16 protein-coding genes and 3 pseudogenes are annotated in these 15,890 nt (G+C 68.4%); 11 read left to right on the forward strand and 8 right to left on the reverse strand.

The features are described 5' to 3' along the window. Positions 1–298 (reverse strand): Mu transposase domain-containing protein (locus M8J73_RS45765; RefSeq protein ID WP_443739683.1); only part of this gene is annotated, 298 nt, incomplete at its 3' end. Between the two features lie 36 nt (positions 299–334). Continuing rightward, a pseudogene (locus M8J73_RS45770) lies at positions 335–772 on the reverse strand (DDE-type integrase/transposase/recombinase); the annotation flags it as partial. A gap of 56 nt (positions 773–828) precedes the next feature. Here M8J73_RS45770 and M8J73_RS45775 point away from each other — a divergent pair. From M8J73_RS45775 to M8J73_RS21205, 8 genes and pseudogenes are all read left to right on the forward strand, one after another. Beyond that, a complete protein-coding gene (locus M8J73_RS45775) occupies positions 829–1,044 on the forward strand; it encodes a hypothetical protein (protein ID WP_435025122.1) in 216 nt (71 codons plus the stop codon). Between the two features lie 49 nt (positions 1,045–1,093). Next, positions 1,094–1,352, forward strand: a pseudogene (locus M8J73_RS21175) (ATP-binding protein); the annotation flags it as partial. A 53-nt stretch (positions 1,353–1,405) separates the two neighbouring features. Next, a complete protein-coding gene (locus M8J73_RS21180; protein ID WP_055539016.1) occupies positions 1,406–1,939 on the forward strand; it encodes a GNAT family N-acetyltransferase in 534 nt (177 codons plus the stop codon). 481 nt (positions 1,940–2,420) lie between these two features. Next, positions 2,421–2,954, forward strand: coding sequence for a hypothetical protein (locus M8J73_RS21185; protein ID WP_157873146.1), 534 nt, complete (start codon positions 2,421–2,423; stop codon positions 2,952–2,954). Beyond that, on the forward strand, positions 2,948–3,766 hold the full coding sequence (istB, locus tag M8J73_RS21190; RefSeq protein ID WP_107423976.1) for an IS21-like element helper ATPase IstB: 819 nt from the start codon (positions 2,948–2,950) through the stop codon (positions 3,764–3,766). Before M8J73_RS21185 ends, istB begins: the two co-directional genes overlap by 7 nt. A 714-nt stretch (positions 3,767–4,480) precedes the next feature. Continuing rightward, the gene (locus M8J73_RS21195; protein ID WP_055539013.1) at positions 4,481–5,482 is read left to right on the forward strand and encodes a hypothetical protein; all 1,002 of its coding nucleotides are present in this window, start codon (positions 4,481–4,483) and stop codon (positions 5,480–5,482) included. 11 nt (positions 5,483–5,493) lie between these two features. After that, positions 5,494–5,988 (forward strand): hypothetical protein, encoded by a 495-nt coding sequence (locus M8J73_RS21200; RefSeq protein ID WP_055539012.1) that lies wholly within the window; start codon positions 5,494–5,496, stop codon positions 5,986–5,988. Between the two features lie 119 nt (positions 5,989–6,107). After that, positions 6,108–6,689 carry a hypothetical protein gene (locus tag M8J73_RS21205; RefSeq protein WP_055539011.1) on the forward strand — a complete coding sequence of 194 codons (582 nt, stop codon included), beginning with the start codon at positions 6,108–6,110 and terminating at the stop codon, positions 6,687–6,689. Between the two features lie 61 nt (positions 6,690–6,750). Here the strand turns inward: M8J73_RS21205 and M8J73_RS21210 are convergent, their stop codons facing one another. From M8J73_RS21210 to M8J73_RS21220, 3 genes are all read right to left on the reverse strand, one after another. Continuing rightward, complete coding sequence (locus M8J73_RS21210) at positions 6,751–7,491, reverse strand: SDR family NAD(P)-dependent oxidoreductase (protein WP_206187847.1); 741 nt, start codon at positions 7,489–7,491, stop codon at positions 6,751–6,753. A gap of 399 nt (positions 7,492–7,890) precedes the next feature. Further along, a complete protein-coding gene (locus M8J73_RS21215) occupies positions 7,891–9,012 on the reverse strand; it encodes an amidohydrolase family protein (protein WP_055539010.1) in 1,122 nt (373 codons plus the stop codon). 82 nt (positions 9,013–9,094) lie between these two features. Next, positions 9,095–9,274, reverse strand: coding sequence for a hypothetical protein (locus M8J73_RS21220; protein WP_055539009.1), 180 nt, complete (start codon positions 9,272–9,274; stop codon positions 9,095–9,097). 475 nt (positions 9,275–9,749) lie between these two features. Between M8J73_RS21220 and M8J73_RS21225 the strand changes: the two genes are divergently transcribed. Continuing rightward, positions 9,750–9,938, forward strand: coding sequence for a hypothetical protein (locus tag M8J73_RS21225; protein WP_157873145.1), 189 nt, complete (start codon positions 9,750–9,752; stop codon positions 9,936–9,938). A 507-nt stretch (positions 9,939–10,445) separates the two neighbouring features. On the opposite strand, the pseudogene M8J73_RS45530 reads toward M8J73_RS21225, so the two are convergent. Next, positions 10,446–10,597, reverse strand: a pseudogene (locus M8J73_RS45530) (NF041680 family putative transposase); the annotation flags it as partial. Positions 10,598–10,712: 115 nt separating this feature from the next. Here M8J73_RS45530 and M8J73_RS21235 point away from each other — a divergent pair. Both M8J73_RS21235 and M8J73_RS21240 read left to right on the forward strand, forming a co-directional pair. Beyond that, positions 10,713–11,057, forward strand: a complete 345-nt coding sequence (locus M8J73_RS21235; protein ID WP_338060045.1) for an aromatic-ring hydroxylase C-terminal domain-containing protein — start codon at positions 10,713–10,715, stop codon at positions 11,055–11,057. A gap of 86 nt (positions 11,058–11,143) precedes the next feature. After that, positions 11,144–13,294, forward strand: coding sequence for an MMPL family transporter (locus M8J73_RS21240; RefSeq protein WP_055539007.1), 2,151 nt, complete (start codon positions 11,144–11,146; stop codon positions 13,292–13,294). Between the two features lie 202 nt (positions 13,295–13,496). Here the strand turns inward: M8J73_RS21240 and M8J73_RS21245 are convergent, their stop codons facing one another. Beyond that, complete coding sequence (locus tag M8J73_RS21245; protein WP_055539006.1) at positions 13,497–14,948, reverse strand: HAMP domain-containing sensor histidine kinase; 1,452 nt, start codon at positions 14,946–14,948, stop codon at positions 13,497–13,499. Continuing rightward, on the reverse strand, positions 14,945–15,637 hold the full coding sequence (locus M8J73_RS21250; protein WP_274757692.1) for a response regulator transcription factor: 693 nt from the start codon (positions 15,635–15,637) through the stop codon (positions 14,945–14,947). The genes M8J73_RS21245 and M8J73_RS21250 overlap by 4 nt, the downstream gene beginning before the upstream one ends. Positions 15,638–15,890: the final 253 nt, after the last annotated feature.

The following is a 15,890-nucleotide window of genomic DNA, read 5'->3' on the forward strand; positions in this document are numbered from 1 at the left end:
GGCGGCCGGCGCCGGTGGGAAGGCCGTCCCAGTGCGTTTCATCCACGATGCGGGCGCCTCGGCCAACGGCCCGCGGGTGGACGGCCAGCAAGGTCTGGCCACTTGTGTCGGGGACGGTCGAGTGCACGCTGACCTGCGACATCGTGGCCCGGATCTCGACCAGCTGACGGGGTCGGACCTTGCGGGCGGGAACGGAGTAGAGCTTCGCGTCGAAGGCGACCAGGCAGTCCTTGCCGATGTGCCGCAGATGCCGCTGAGTGACCACATACAGGGTCGCCGGCAGCAGACGCAGGGCCATGTGGTCGCGCACTGCCCGGTGTCCGATGACTTCGCCGTGGGTGCCGTGGACCTTCGCCCGCCGCAGTGGGACCCAGGCGGCGAAGGCGGCGTTCAGCTCCTCGATGGAGGAGAAGGCCCGGCCGGCCAGCACATGGTCGCGGACGATGTTCACCTGCCGCTCGACCCGGCCCTTGCCCTGCGGCCGGTAGGCGGCCAGCACGTCGATGTCGAAGTCGTAGTGTCCGGCGAAGGCGACTGCCTCCGGGTGCAGCGGGACTGCCTCGCCGGGGGCGACGTGCCGGCGCACGACCGTCTTGGTGCGATCGCAGACGATGCTCATCGGCACCCCGCCGAAGTGCGCGAACGCGGCCCGGTGGCAGTCGAAGAACGTGGCCAGGTCCTGGCTGGTGGTGAAGCAGCAGAACGGATCGCGCGAGTACGACAGCGTCATGTGGAAGGAGTAGACCTTCGGGATGCCGACATGGGCGAGGCTCTTGCCCTCGTCTCCCCAGTCGACCTGGGCCTGAGCACCCGGGACGACCTCGAACCGTGCAGGCCCGCCAGCTCACCCGGGCTGATGCCCAGTTCATCCGCGATCCGGGGCCGCGCTTCCTGCAGATAGAGCTTCACCCGCTGGTAGTTGATGGTGACTCCGTACTCCTGGGCCAGACGCTCGTGGATCACCTTTCCCTTGAGCAGGATCTCGGACTAAGCATCGCGTCGATCAGCGGCGCGACCTCGTCCACCACTCGTCGGGGCCGCTGATCTGCTGCCTCCCTCCTCGGCGGCGCGAGCGAGGCCGGGTCCTTGAGTGCTCGGCTACATGGAACTCGACCGGCACGGCGCCGAACTCCTCTTCCAGGTCTTGACCGAACGGAGAAGAGAACAACAGCGTCGCCATCGCCTCGAACGAGTCCCTCGGCGGCTGGACCAAGACCTTCACCGACCCCCGCCTCTGCACGGCCATCGTCGACCGCCTCACCTTCAACGGCACCATCATCGAAACCGGCACCGACTCCTACCGCCTCGCGACCACTCGAGCCCGAGCGGAAGAGCCCACCAAAGCCGGGTGAACCTCCCCAGGAGGCAGTTGCACGATGACGTCAGGACACCAGTACTGTCTGACATGACCTATGTGATCACTGCCGCTCATCCTGACGACGCCGCAACGTTGGGGCCCTTGCACCTGCGGAACTGGCTGCAGAACTACCCAAACACAGAAGCAGGGATCGACGAGTCCTGGATCCGTGAGCACCGCGGGTCGTCCGCCACGGCGGAAGGCATCACGCAGTGGCGGGAGTTCATCGAGGTGGCAAACCAGCACCCTGCCCCACACTTCTGCCGTGTCGTCCGGTCCGAGACGGAGATCGTCGGCTATCTCTGCGGCCACTGGGACGAATCGGAATCGGTCACCCTCGGACCGATGTATCTGCTGGACCACGCCCAGGGGCACGGCCTCGGTGGCCGAATGATGACCGAGTTCCTCACCTGGGCAGGGCCTGCACGCATCCACTTGGGGGTTGCCGACTACAACGAACGTGCGATCCGGTTCTACCAGCGCCACGGCTTTGCGATCACAGGCGAGTGCTACCTCTGGCGAGGGAGACTCCCAACCCTGCCCATGACCCGCGAGGCCCCATCAGACGCCGACCGCAGCTGAGCACAGACAGCGAGACGCGCCCGGTCACGGCACCGCCATCATTTCTCGTGAACACCTCGAGCGGGATTGGTCAACAACTGCCGCCGAAACTCGTCAAGAAACGCTGTCCCTTGGGATGGACGAAGCCAACCAGTTCCCGCGCGGTGAGCGGGTATTCGAACGTCAGGTGCGTCGTGGTGACGGCGGCGGGGGCGAGAAACACGCGGGCGACGGCCGGGAGAGCGGCGCTCTCCCGCAGCTGGTCCGGGCTTTCGGGCTCCTTGGGAGGCCTGGACGATGCGGTGGAGCTGGTCGAGGGCGAGCTGCTGGCCTTCGGTGAGTCGCAGGGTGGTGCTGTCCTTCACCGGCACCGAATCCGATCTGTACCGCCGGCTCGGCCTTGTCACCCCTGGCCTGCTGCACGCCGGCGCGGGCGGCGTCCGTGCCGCACTGGTGCGGCAGGCCGGCTGCGGCAGTGAAGGCGGCGGCCGGGAAGCGAGTGGTGCCCATCGCGGCCAGCAGCCGCCGGCCACCCCTGGCGGCCTCCAGCACCTGGGCCTTGTTCTCCAGGTCGGTGACGTCGACGACCGCGCTGGAGCAGGCCCGCTCCGCGGGCCGCTTCACCTCTGCCCACGACAAGTGGTGGGCGGCGGCCAAGGCCGCCCACGGCGAGGCCGCGGGCACCAGCGCGCTGATCGAGGTCCCGCTGCTCGCCCGGCACATGGACCACGAACAGGTCGTCGCCGGCCTTGCCGCCGCTTACCGGGCCGACGCCCTGACCGCGGACGCCGTCGCCCTGGAGGCCCGCAAGCTCGCCGAAGCCGACGGCGAGACGGTCCCGGCCCTCTCCCCAGCACCGGGGCCGGGACCGGTGACCGGGGAGGAGGCGCAGGGGCCGACGGTGTCGGTGACCTTCCTTGCCGACTGGAAGCTGTCCCACCTTCCGCCCGATGACCGGCCGCTGCCCTCGGTGGCCCACTACGACCAGCTCCTGAAACGACCTGGCCGCACCGCCGGCGAGACAGAAGGATCATGAGTCCTCGCAAGCGCGGGCTGACTGAAGAAGCCGCCACCGCATCCATCGACCAGGCATGCCGCATGCTGCGGCTGCCCTCCATCCGCCAGCAATTCAAGGAACTGGCCGACGGAGCCGCCCGTGACCGGATGTCGTATCGGGCTTTCCTGGCGGAGCTGCTGATGGCCGAGTGCGACGACCGGGCACGGCGCCGGTCCGAACGCCGTATCAGCACGGCGGCCTTCCCCCGGGAGAGGAGCCTGCGGGCCTTCGACTTCTATGCCAACCCCAGCGTCGACCCGGCCACCGTCAACACGCTCGCGACCTGCGAGTGGGTCAAGAAGGGCGAGCCGCTCTGCCTGATCGGCGACTCCGGCACCGGCAAGTCCCACCTGTTGATCGCCCTGGGCACCGAAGCCGCCATGCAGGGCTTCCGAGTCCGCTACGTGCTGGCCACCAAGCCGGTCAACGAGTTGGTCGAGGCCGCGGACGAGAAGCAGCTGTCAAAGATGATCGCCCGCCACGGCCGCGTCGATCTTTTGCGCATCGATGAGCTGGGCTACATGGAGCTGGACCGCAGGGGCGCTGAGCTGCTGTTTCAGGTACTGACCGAGCGGGAGGAGAAGTACAGCGTCGCCATCGCCTCCAACGAGTCGTTTTCCGGGTGGACGAAGACCTTCACCGATCCGCGGCTGTGCGCGGCCATCGTCGACCGCCTCACCTTCCTTGCGGCCCGGACCAGAGCACATTCCGGCCCGTTGACCCGTCACGAGGCGTCGTGTCGCCTGATCAGCGCACCCAGCCGGGCCAGGACAGGCAGGACGTCCATATGACGGATGCGGTCGCACCGGTTGGCGCGGCCGGTCATCTGCACACTCCTGAAGAATGGCCCAGATCGGTGAACTCCGGGTGCGATTGGGGGAGACGGTGTACTGAGCCGCGTCCGTCTTCGATCTTCGGTGGTAGTTCTTCCGGCAGTGATTGAGCGGCTAATCGGGAGATCAGATGAGAATTCCATCTGCGGTGGTTGTGGGGGCTGTGTGTATGGTCGCGGTTGCTGGGGCGAGCCCGGCCGGGGCTGCGGACACCGTGGTGACATTCACGGTGCAGGGAGCGCAGCTGACGGTGGCTGCTCCGTCCAATGCGGTTTTGCCGTCGACGTCCATCGGTGGCAGGTCGACGGGGCAGCTGGGGACCGTGACGGTCAGCGATCAGCGTGGTGTGGTGCCCGCGCCGTGGACAGCGACGGTGGCTTCGTCGGACTTCACCACCGGAGGCGGCTCGTCCAACGAGACCATCGCTGCCGGCAATGCGAGCTACTGGTCAGGGCCTGCCGCTGCCACCAGCGGCAGCGGCGTCTTCACTCCCGGCCAGCCGGCCGCATCGGACGCGGTGACGTTGGCCACCCCCCCGCACGGCTTTCACGCACACCGGCGGCGGCGGTGCCAACTCGGCATCGTGGAATCCGACGCTGTCCGTCGACGTGCCGAGCACGGCCGCGGCCGGCCTGTACACCGGCACCATCACCCATTCAGTGGCCTGACCCTATGCGGCGACTGCTGAGCTGCCTGCTGGTAGCAGCATGCTGCGCCTTTGGTGCCGACACCGCTGTGGCCCTGCCGTCTCCTCCGGACCCCCGGGAGGGCAGGCCGGTCCGGCTGGGCATCAAGCTGCTGGAAGCCCCGGTCGACCGGCGGCAGGACCCGCGCGCATCCAGCTACATCATCGACCACCTCCCGCCCGGCGCGGTGATCCACCGCGACATCCAGGTCGTCAACGACAACCCACACCCGCTGCAGGTGACGCTGTACCCCGGAGCCGCCACCATCCGCGGTGGCACGTTCACCTTCACACCCGTCGGCAAACGCAACGAACTCGCCGGCTGGATCTCCCTCGCGCGCACCCGGCTCACTCTGGATCCCTGGCAGAAAGCCGCCGTCCCGGCCACCGTCCGCGTCCCGCGCACCGCAAGCGCCGGAGAACGCTATGCCGTCATCTGGGCCCAGCACCACTCCAAGCCCGGGCCCGGAGGAAACATCGGCATGGTCACCCGCGCCGGCGTACGCGTCTACCTCGACATCGGCCCCGGCGGAGAACTCCCCTCCTCCTTCCGCATCACCCGGCTCACCCCGGCCCGCACCCAAAAGGGCCAGCCGCAGCTGCGAGTACGGATCCACAACACCGGGGCCCGCGCGGTCGACATCAGCGGCAGTCTTCGCCTCCGTAACGGGCCGGACGGGCTGACCGCCGGTCCTTTCACCAACGACCGGGTGCTCACCCTGGCCCCGCGCCACAAGGGCATCCTGACATTCACGCTGGGCAAGAGCGTGCCGAAAGGACCTTGGAAAGCGGTCGTCACCCTGCAGTCCGGAATGCTGAAACAAACCGCCAGCGGCCGCATCAGGTTCCCGGACGCCGGCACCGGCTACCCCGTCCTCGCCGTGCTGACCTCCACCAAGTCCTCACCGCTGCTGTGGATCACCATCGCTCTCCTTGCCGCAGCACCACTGGCCTACGCCGTCCGCAGACGGCTGATCAGAAAGCGCTGAATGGAGGCCGAGTGCAGCTCGTGGCCCTCCTGAGCGCAGCCCTCCTCACCACTGCCGCCCACCCGGCCAACCCTGCAGCCGTTCCAGCACAACAAGCCGCCACGCTGACCATCACCGCCCCCACCACCGCCAACCTCGGTACCGCCGCCATCGGCGGCACCCGCACCACCCAGCTGGGCACCATCACCGTCAACGCCCAGCAGGCCCCCAGCTGGACCGCCACCGTCACCGCCACCCACCTGACCACCAACGGCGGCACCATCTCCAACGGCAACATCCGCTACTGGTCCGGCCTCGCCACGGCCACCTCCGGCGCGGGGACCTGTACCCCCGGCCAGCCCACGGCAGCCCAAGCCGTCCCACTCAACGCGACCCGCAGCGCCTTCACCAGAACCGGCGGCAACAACACGCACAGCTGCAGCTGGAACCCCACCCTGACCATCACCGTGCCCAGCACCGCTGTCGCCGGCACCTACCAAGCCACCATCACCCACTCGGTCGCCTGAATGGCATCGGCACTGGATCGAACCGCCTGCCCGCACCAGGCGGGCTCATGCGACCCCACGCCGCGACCACACAGTCCACGCGCGGGAGTGTTCCGTCATTCCACGACACTGCCGAGCTGATGACCAAGGTCGTGCAGAAGGTGAAGGAGCTGGAGTCAGGCACGTCCCCGCTGTCCTTCGCGCCGTTGACACAACCCGCTCCACTGCGCTGGAGCCTGGACGAGGTCAGTGTCGAAGCGGGCGCCAACGTCCCCCTCTTGGAACTACACGTTCTTCCCATGGATTTCGCGGGCTGCTCCGCCCGAGAACTCGAGGGGTTCGGCACATCGTTGACGGACCGGATCCGCCAGACCGGGACGGTCAGAAGCGACGTTGCCATGACGCCTTCCAGCTTTCAGACACACGCGACCGTCAGCATCCCCGTCAGCCGGCCCCGCACGTGGGATACCGCCCGGCCCGGGGAACTGGTGGAGGTACGCCTGCACAAGAGCTGCCAAGTCTCCCTGCGAGCCACGCTCCCCCGAGACTCCATGGGTTCCATTCTCGATCAAGAGGCGCTGCCCCAGCAGACAGCCTCCCTGCTCAGGTTCGTGCTCGCTCTCGGCACCCTCCGTCTGGACGGCTGGACCAACATCGCCCAAGGCCTCCGCCATCACAGCCGCCGCCCCGGCCGGCCCCTCGAAGCCCTGGGCATCTCCTGACACCGAGGTCGGGGACGAACAGACCGTCTCGCACCGATCTGCTCGTCCCGACCTCTCCTTGTCAGGCGGTGAAGCCGCCGTCCACGTAAAACGAGGCTCCGGTGATGTACCTGCTGTCCACGCTTGCCAGGTGGGCGACGGTGGCCGCGATCTCGGCCGCCTCCGCATAACGGCGCACAGCGGTGAAGCCAGCGATCGTCTCGGCGTTTGGGCCATCCGCCGGGTTGGCGTCTGTGTCGGTGGGGCCGGGGTGGACCACATTGACCGTGATGCCGCGCGGGCCGAGTTCTCGGGCCAGGCCCTTGGCCATGCCGACGAGGGCCGTCTTGCTCATCGAGTACAGCGCCAGGCCCGGGAAAGGCGTGCGTTCGGCGACATTGCTGCCGATGCTGATGATGCGGCCGCCGTCGCCCATGTGACGCGCCGCCGCCTGTGACGCCACGAACGGTGCCCGGACATTCACGGCCAGGGTGCGGTCGATGTCCGCCGGCCCCAGGTCATCGAGCGGGCCGACGAGAAAGACGCCGGCGTTGTTGACCAGGATGTCCAGCCTGCCGAATGTCGCGGCAGCCTCGTCCACCGCGGCGGTCAGTGCCTGCGGGACCGCGCTGTCGGCCTGGATGGCCAGACCTCGACGCCCTCGGGCCTTGACCTGCTCCACGACCTCGGCGGCGCGCTTGGAGCTGTTCTCATAGGTGACGACGATGTCGGCGCCTTCCTCCGCCAGCCGGAGCGCCGTGGCGGCGCCGATGCCCCGGCTTCCGCCCGTGATCAAGGCGACGTTTCCTTCGAGTCGGTTCATGCCGTCGAGCATCGCGGGCCCCACCAACGAAAGCTGGCGGGAATCCGACCTGGCGTTCGGCGACATCAGCAGCATCGCCTGACACAGGCTCGTCAGCCGGGCAGGACCGGCATCACGCCGCAACCGGACCGATCACGAGAACGACGGGACCCTGGGGCGGGGGCAGCCAGCCGGGGCGGTGCGTGAGGTCGTCGACTGTCCGCAGCCGGTAAAGCGGAGAGTGCCAACCAGCCGACCTGAGGAGCTCCTGGCGGGTCACCCAAACCTGCAGCAGACTCAAGAGCATGCGATCCCCCGTTGCATGAAGACCCGCGTGACGCGGCAGCCGCCCTTCGCATGCTTTGGCTGTAGTCTCGCCTTACAGCCAAAGCGTTCTCCACTTCTGCCGACGCCGGCGCGTCACTTCACGTGCACTTTCATTCCGAACAGTTTTTCCGCATTTCGGAACGAAATTTTCTCCTTGGCTTCGCGTGGCATATCGACTCCGCGGAACCAGTCGGTTTGAGCTTTCGTATTTGCAAACGGATAGTCGGTTGCAAACATCACTCGATCCACGCTTATGAACTTCAGCAGGAGATCGAGCAGTTCAGTCTGGGGGAATGCGCTGGTTGTGAACCAGAAATTGTCATGGAAGTACTGCTCGAACGGCTTGTCCAGGCTTTCCTCAGTCACTTCGCTCATCTTCTCCACGATGCGCTTGTAGAAGAACGGAAGGCCCTCCCCCATGTGGCCGATGATAATCTGGAGCTTGGGATGTGTGTCGAATACTCCTGAGGTGATCATTCGAAGGCACTGAGTAACGACTTCCTGGTGCCATCCGTATGCAGAGATGCTGAGAACCTGGTCCTGGAACTCCTTCTGATATTCCGGCCGCATATTGCTGTAGTAGATTTCGAAAACCTCGTCAGGCGGCAGGCCCGGATGGATGTATATCGGCACATCAAGGGCTTCGGCGCGCGCCAGCAGGGGCTCAAAATCGGGATGGTCGAGGAATTTCTTCCCGATGATTCCATTGGTCAAGCATCCCAGGAAGCCATCTTCCCGAACTGTGCGTTCCAGTTCGTCTGCCGAGGCCTCCGGATTCTGCAGAGGCAAGGTTGCAAATGCCTTGAACCGCCCCGGATAGGTGGCCATCGGTCCATCGACGAGCATCTTGTTGAGGCGATACGCAAAATCGATGCCCTTCTGACCCTTGACATTCTGCACACCTGGCGTATGTGCGGAGAGGATTTGAACGTTGATCCCCGCCTCATCCATTGCACCGATGCGGCGCGGGCCGAGCTCGGCAAGACCAGTATCCTCGAGGAACAGCCTGTCGTTCAGCACCATCAACTCACGGGTGGAAAAGGTCTCTTCCGTGCCGATGAAGGGCAGGTCCTGGTCCCGCAGTGAAATGTCCGACGTCTTGTCCGAAGTCTCGTCCTCGTTCGCTGCCGAGACAATGGCATGCGTGGACAAGCCGGCACCAATGCCAAGTGCCGTGGCGGCGGTCAGAAGGCCGCGGCGTCCCATGGGCTTCATGTCAGTCTCTCTTCCTTTGTTTGTGTGGTGCGGTATCCGTGCGGCATCCGCCTGCGAGATGCTTCAGATCGACCCTTCGTCGTTACCGGGCGCGCCCAGGTGTCCACCACGTCGCGTCCCCCTCGTCGACCTCGGCGCCGGCCACGCCGGTCCCGCCGAAACTCTGCCGGCCGAGACCAGGGGTCTTCGCGTCCTGCTCGCTCTCCGGTGCGAATTGGGCCCCGGTCAGGAACGCCGTCTTGGTCAGGCCCGGATCGATCATCTGGCACCGGTACCCGTCCGAGCCGCCGCCCTCGGCGGCGCGGGCGTACTCCGGCCATCCTCAGGTCGAGGAACCGCTCGCCGGCGCGCAGCGGCTGTGGTGGAGCTGACGACCCGCCCGCGTGCGCGCTGTGCGGGCCGACCGCGGCGGGCCCGCACTGTTGTCGGCGTGCTGCCCGCGGGCGGCGACAGGGAACGCCGTCGCCAGCGCCCTGGTGGCCGCCGCGAACCTCAACCGCCCGGGCGGCGCTTTCCCTGACGGCGCTGCGTCGACTGCCATCACCGGCCTCCTGCATACGGGTTGCATCGCTTATCCGGATGCCTACTTCCTACAGAGCGAACCTGAGACGAACGTTAGAACCCGCCTTAAACCGTCGCGGTGCAGAGGCCGGACGGATTCTCGACGGCCGACGCTGTCGCATATGGCTCTCGTCGCCCCGTGGATCCATGCTGTGTACCGGTGTGAGAATCCCTGAATGCGCTCGACCGATGACACGATGCCGGTCATTCTCTGGCCGGCGGCCAGCGATCTGCGTCCCTTTATCGAACAGTTGGCACCGTTCTACCGTGTCGCCTCGAAATCCGGGTCAGCTCAGTTCACGTCGGCACGATGGATGATCGGTGAGGCGCTCACGTCGCCCTGTTCCATGCCCACTACCCGCTGATCGCCTTCGTTGGAGAGCGGCTCTTCGTCTACCGGATCGAGTTCGTCGACCCGCCCTCCCGGGCCGCCGCCCTCGGCAGTTTCGGTTTCACTCTCTTGACTGCGGCGGACCTCCTGTCCTCGCTGGAGGATGAAGACACTTCGGCTCTGTCGAAGGCGGAGTGGCGCCAGATCAAGCACTGGCAGGCCGCGATTCTTGGCGCGGCGATCTTCAACTCGTGGGACTGACGGGTCACTCAACCAGCCTTGGCAGGCGCTCAAGGTCCGTTGGCGCAGAACAACACAACCCTTCCACTCGTCGGCACGTACACCAAGGCCCGGTGCTCCAACAAAGACGTCATGCCAAGTGCTGTTGCGGAGCCTGCCGTTCGCCTGCCAGGCGGGCGATACGTCCCCTCGTGATCGGGTGTCTGCACCGCCTGCGCCCCTGCCGCCGACAGGGCCTCCGCCCTGCGAACCGATGGCAACGGGCGCGGGCGCGACGGGCCGACCGGCACGCTCTGCCATGCCTCGGGTGGACCCGGTCCCACGCCTGGCCTCGGCCTTGCCGTGCTTCGGTGGTCGCCCGCCCCGGGGGTAGGCCAGGGCGTACTCCGTGATCGAGGGCTTCGGCAGCCGCATCACCCGGTCGCTGCGGATCCGCCCGACCTGCCCGGCAGGAGCCCTGAGGCGACCCCGCCCGCAGACGGCTGTGGGAGATGTTCTCCGACCTGACGTCCGGCAAGACCTGGGCGACGCCCACCGGTACGTCGTCGGCATGGACGTCCGGTAAGACCTGGGCGAAGACCACCGGTTCGACGGCGCCCTGTGCCCGGACACGGAGTTGACGCCGGCGCGGCCCAACCCGGACGTCGTCACCGCGGTGACCCGGTCGGCGGACCTGCTGCGTAAGGGTCGTGGGCTCCTGCTCGACCTCGTCGACCGCGCGGAGGCCCGCGACACCGCGGCCGCGTGGAGCACGCGGGTCAACGCCGTCACCGCCCGCACGGGCCGGGCGGACGTCGACGCGTTCCTCATCCGGCCCGACGGCCTCGTCGCCTGGGCCCTGCCCACCGGGCGGGACCTCGACGCCGTCACGCTGGTGCGTGCGCTGAACACATGGTTCGGCCAACCGGCCTGAGCACCGCATTAACAGTCGTCTCAGCTTCGCTCAGTAGGAAGTCGGCATCCGGATAAGCAATGCAACCCGTATGCAGGAGGCTAGTGATGGCAGTCAGCGCAGCACCGTCGAGGGAAGCGCCGGCCAGCCGGTTGGCAGGCCGGTGGGTGCCGTGGTTGGTGATTGGCTTGTGGCTGGTGCTGGCGGCGGGCATGGTGCCGCTGAGCGGAAAGTTGAGCTCGGTCACCACCGACAGCGCCGTGGACACCCTGCCGGCCAGTGCCGAGTCCACCAAGGTGGCGGTGCTGGACGACCGTCTCCCCGGTGGTGACAGCAACACCTTCGTCTTCGTGTACCACCGCGCCGGCGGCATGACCGACGCCGACCGCGCGACGGTCGAGCGCCATTACAACACCCTTGCCAAGCGGTACCCGCCGAAGACGACGGCGGCGGCCGGCGAGGACGACGAGGGCTCACCGCTGAGCCCCTCCACCGACCGCAAGGCGATGATGTTCACCCTCGAGGTGAGCACGGCCTACGGCGCACCGGAGGAGATCGTCGGCCCGTTGCGTGACGCCGCCAAGGACCGCCCCTCCGGCCTGGAACTGGACGTGACCGGCCCGGGCGCGATCGACGGCGACATGGATGCCGTCTTCGACGGCATCGACGTGCAGGTCCTCCTCACCACCATCGTCGTCGTCACGCTCCTGCTCATCCTCACCTACCGCAGCCCGGTGTTGTGGATCATCCCGTTGGTGGCCGTGGGAGCGGCCGCACTGACCGCGATGGGGACCGTCTACCTGCTCGTCAAGGGCTTCGGCATCGTGGTCAACGACCAGAACTCGGCGCTGCTGACGATCCTGGTGTTCGGCGTCGGCACGGACTACGCGCTGTTGCTCATCGCTCGATACCGGGAGGCACTGCACCACCAGGAGAACGTCCGGGTCGCGATGGTCCACGCGCTACGTGGCGCGGCGCCGGCCATCGTCGCGTCCGCGGCCACCGTGGTCGCCGGCCTGCTCTGCCTGCTCGTCGCGGACCTGAACAGCACCAGCGGGTTGGGCCCGATCGGTGCGGCCGGAATCCTGTGTGCGCTGGTGGCCATGCTGACGCTGTTCCCGGCGGTGCTCGTGGTGCTCGGCAGGCGGATCTTCTGGCCGGCCATCCCGCGGTTCAGCACGGCCGTGGAGGAGAAGCCGGGGCTGTGGGGACGGCTCGGCGCCGCCATCAGCCGCCGCCGGTGGGTGGCGACGCTCGGCTCGCTCGGAGTCCTCGGCGTGCTCGCCCTCGGGCTGGCGGGCAACACCGGCGCGCTGCGGGAGCAGGACCAGTTCCTGTCCGCGCCGGAGTCGGTCACCGGCTTCACCGTTCTGCGCCAGCACTTCCCGGAGCTCGGCGGCCAGCCGATGACGGTCTTCACGCGGCCGGCGCACCAGGAGCGGGTGCTCGACGCCGTCAAGGACACCCGCGGGGTGGCCCTGGCCGTCCCGGAGCAGACCAGCGGTGGCTGGGCCAACATCTCCGTGTTCCCGAAGGACGCGCCGGACACCGCCGCGGAGTACGACACGATTCTGCGGGTGCGCACGGCCGTGCACGCGGTGAGCGGGGCGGAGGCGATCGTCGGCGGGCCGAGTGCGGAGAACCTCGACACCGAGGTGACCACCGCGCGCGACGAGAAGCAGGTGATCCCGCTGGTGCTCGCCGTCGTCCTGATCGTCCTCGGGCTGCTGTTGCGCGCGATCCTGGCCCCGCTGGTCCTGATGGCCACCGTGATCGTCTCATTCGCCGCAGCCTTCGGCGGCAGCGTGTTCGTCTTCGACACGATCCTCGGGTTCAAGGGGGTCGACTATTCGGTGCCGCTGCTGGCGTTCCTGTTCCTGGTGGCGCTCGGCGTCGACTACAACATCTTCCTGGCCAGCCGGGCCCGGGAGGAGACCGTGCGTCTGGGCACCAGAGAGGGCCTGCTCAAAGCCCTCTCGGCCACCGGTGGCGTCATCACCTCGGCAGGGCTGGTCCTGGCGGCCACGTTCGCGGTCCTCGTCACACTTCCGCTGGTGATGCTGATCGAGGTCGGGTTCCTGGTGGCCTTCGGCGTGCTGCTCGACGCCCTGCTGGTGCGGTCGGTCCTGGTGCCCGCCCTCACCTTGCTGATCGGCCGGCGGATGTGGTGGCCGAGCCGGCTGTCCCGGCCGGCGGCGGAGCTGCCGGCCGGTCAACAGCCGCTCGCCGACGACGTGGAGCCCGTGCTGCAACGGTGAGGGCGGTGGCACGGACGAGATCCGGGACGGGCCTGAGGCCCGTCCCGGATTTTTCATGGGTCCGGCGGTCGCCGCCCTTTGGTCCTGCGCCGCGCGCCGGGGCTGGGGCCGGCGCGTCGCGGTGTCCTGGCCCGGCGGTGAGCCGCGCGGGGCCATGCCCGAGGGCCGCGGTCCCTTGTTCTGCGCGTGCCGCCGGGGCGGGTCAGCACGCCGCGGTGTCCTCCCCGGCGGTGAGCCGCGCGATCGGGGCTGGCGGGGCCGCGGCCGGAAGGTCGACCCGAAGCAGCGCGCCACCGCGTGCGGAGCGGGCGACGGTGGCCCGGCCGCCGTGGGCGTCGACGACCCGCTGCACGATCGACAGCCCCAGACCGGATCCCGGCAACGCCCGGGCGCTGTCGGCACGGTAGAACCGGTCGAACACCCGCGGTACGTCGGCGGGGTCGATGCCCGGCCCGGCGTCGTCGACCTCGAGCACCACCGACGCGTCCTCGGCACGCAGCCGCACCTGGACCGGCTGGTCCGCGGGGGACCACTTGCCGGCGTTGTCGATGAGGTTGAGCACCGCCCGCTCCAGCGCAGCGGGACGCCCGCTCACCCACACAGAGGTCACGTCGAGCGCGACCTCGATGTCGGGCACGCGGGAACGTGCCCGGGTCGCGGCGGCCGCCACCACGTCGGCGAGGTCGAGCACCTCGGTGCTCTCGTCGCTGACGTCACCGCGCGCCAGGTCGGTCAGTTCGGCGACAAGGGTGCTCAACTCGGCCACCTGGGCGCCGACATCGTTGAGCAGCCGGGTCCGGCTCTCCGCCGGCAGTGCGGTGTCCAGGGTGCCGCGCCGATCCAGCCGGATCAGCAGCTCGACGTTGAGGCGCAGGCTGGTGAGCGGGGTCTTGAGCTCGTGGGCGGCGTCCTCGGCGAGCAGTCGCTGGGCCCGCCGGGAGTCCCGGAGTGCGGCGAGCATGTCGTTGATCGACTGGATCAGCCGCCGGATCTCCCCACCGCCCTCATCCGGGATGTCGGCGTCGAGATCCCGGGTGTGCGCGACACGTACCGCGGCGGCGGTCAGCCGGTCGATCGGTGCCAGCCCGGTCCGTGCCACGGTCCGCCCGACAAGGGCGCCGCCGACCACGCAGAGCAGCCCGATCAGCAACATGCCGAACCCGAACCGGTTGATCGGGCCGTCGTCGGCGAACTGGGCCACCTGGACCGCGCCGTCGCCCGCCCTCAGCGTGTAGACGAGGTAGCCGTCCTCGTCGCTGTCGTCGGACTCCATCAGGTCGGCCGACGCGCCCCGCGCCACGCGCCCGGCGTGCTCGCTGACGGGGGGCAGCGCGGGTTGGCCGGCCGGCGTCCGGGTCGAGCCGTCGGGCAGGATGACCCGCACCAGCCGACCGGATCCGGGATACGGCGGTAGCGGGACCTGCCCCAGACCGGCGCGCTGCGCGGTCGTCGCCAGGACGCGGGAGTCGGCGCGCAGCTGATTCTCGGCGGTGTCCCGCAGCTCCCAGCCCAGCAGTTCGCTGGCCACCTGGAAGGCCACGAACACACTGACCGCGATGGCCGTCGCCGCGATCACCGTCAGCCTGGCCCGCAGGGACCGCCCGCGCCACCACCGGGTCAGCCGACGCGGTCCCCGGCCGGCGGGCCCGCTCACGGAGGGGTCTCCCGCAGCACGTAACCCAGGCCGCGCAGCGTGTAGATCAATCGCGGCTCACCCCCGGCCTCCAACTTGCGGCGCAGGTAGCTCACGTACACCTGGAGATTGTTGGCGGTGGCGCTCATGTCGAAGCCCCAGATCGCCTCGAACAGCGCGTCGCGGGTCAGGACCCGGGTCGCGTTGCCCACGAGCACCTGCAGGAGGGAGAACTCGGTCCGGGTCAGGCGCAGCGGCCGCCCGCCGCGCCACGCCTCGAACCTGTCGGGATCGAGCCGGACGTCGGCGAACGACAGGATCTGCGACTCCTCGTCGGTCGGCGTGCGCCGCCGTAGCAGGGCCCGCACCCGGGCCAGTAACTCCTCGGTGGCGAACGGCTTGGGCAGGTAGTCGTCGGCGCCCGCGTCCAGCCCCGTGACCCGGTCGGAGACCTGGTCACGGGCGGTCAGCATCAGCACCGGCAGATCCCGACCCGCGGCCCGCAACCGCCGACAGGTCTCCAACCCGCCGAGGCGGGGCATCATCACGTCGAGGATCAGCAGATCCAGCGTGTCGCCGTCGGCCCCAACGACCCCGTCGAGCACGGCGAAACCGTTGGCGACGGTGCTGGTGTCGTAACCCTCGACCTGGAGCACCCGCTCCAGCGACTCACGGATGGCCGCTTCATCATCCGCGATCATGATCCGCACGCCGGCCCGCCCCCTTCCAGTCGATGTTTTTGCCGCTCATTGTCCCCGATCAACCTGAGACCAGGATTAGAGCGTCGCTCGGGACCGCACCCTCACGGACACCTTGAGGAACGGAACCCACCGTCGACTCACGAGCACAACAGGTCCACATGACCGGCATCCGACCCGGCAACCAGACAAGCAGACCCCCCGCGCCGGTCACAGGCACCCGGCATCCCCAGGCGGCTCCCACACCCAACCCCCAAGGGCGGGC

Source organism: Streptomyces neyagawaensis (genome assembly GCF_023516595.1).
GTDB lineage: Bacteria > Actinomycetota > Actinomycetes > Streptomycetales > Streptomycetaceae > Streptomyces > Streptomyces neyagawaensis.

Excerpts from the sequence above, each read along its gene's own strand:
- M8J73_RS21210 (WP_206187847.1), bottom strand. The coding sequence starts at position 7,491 with ATGAACCGACTCGAAGGAAACGTCGCCTTGATCACGGGCGGAAGCCGG.
- M8J73_RS21215 (WP_055539010.1), bottom strand. The coding sequence starts at position 9,012 with ATGAAGCCCATGGGACGCCGCGGCCTTCTGACCGCCGCCACGGCACTT.
- M8J73_RS21225 (WP_157873145.1), top strand. The coding sequence starts at position 9,750 with ATGCGCTCGACCGATGACACGATGCCGGTCATTCTCTGGCCGGCGGCC.
- M8J73_RS21220 (WP_055539009.1), bottom strand. The coding sequence starts at position 9,274 with ATGATCGATCCGGGCCTGACCAAGACGGCGTTCCTGACCGGGGCCCAA.
- M8J73_RS21180 (WP_055539016.1), top strand. The coding sequence starts at position 1,406 with ATGACCTATGTGATCACTGCCGCTCATCCTGACGACGCCGCAACGTTG.
- M8J73_RS21195 (WP_055539013.1), top strand. The coding sequence starts at position 4,481 with ATGCGGCGACTGCTGAGCTGCCTGCTGGTAGCAGCATGCTGCGCCTTT.
- M8J73_RS21240 (WP_055539007.1), top strand. The coding sequence starts at position 11,144 with ATGGCAGTCAGCGCAGCACCGTCGAGGGAAGCGCCGGCCAGCCGGTTG.
- M8J73_RS21205 (WP_055539011.1), top strand. The coding sequence starts at position 6,108 with ATGACCAAGGTCGTGCAGAAGGTGAAGGAGCTGGAGTCAGGCACGTCC.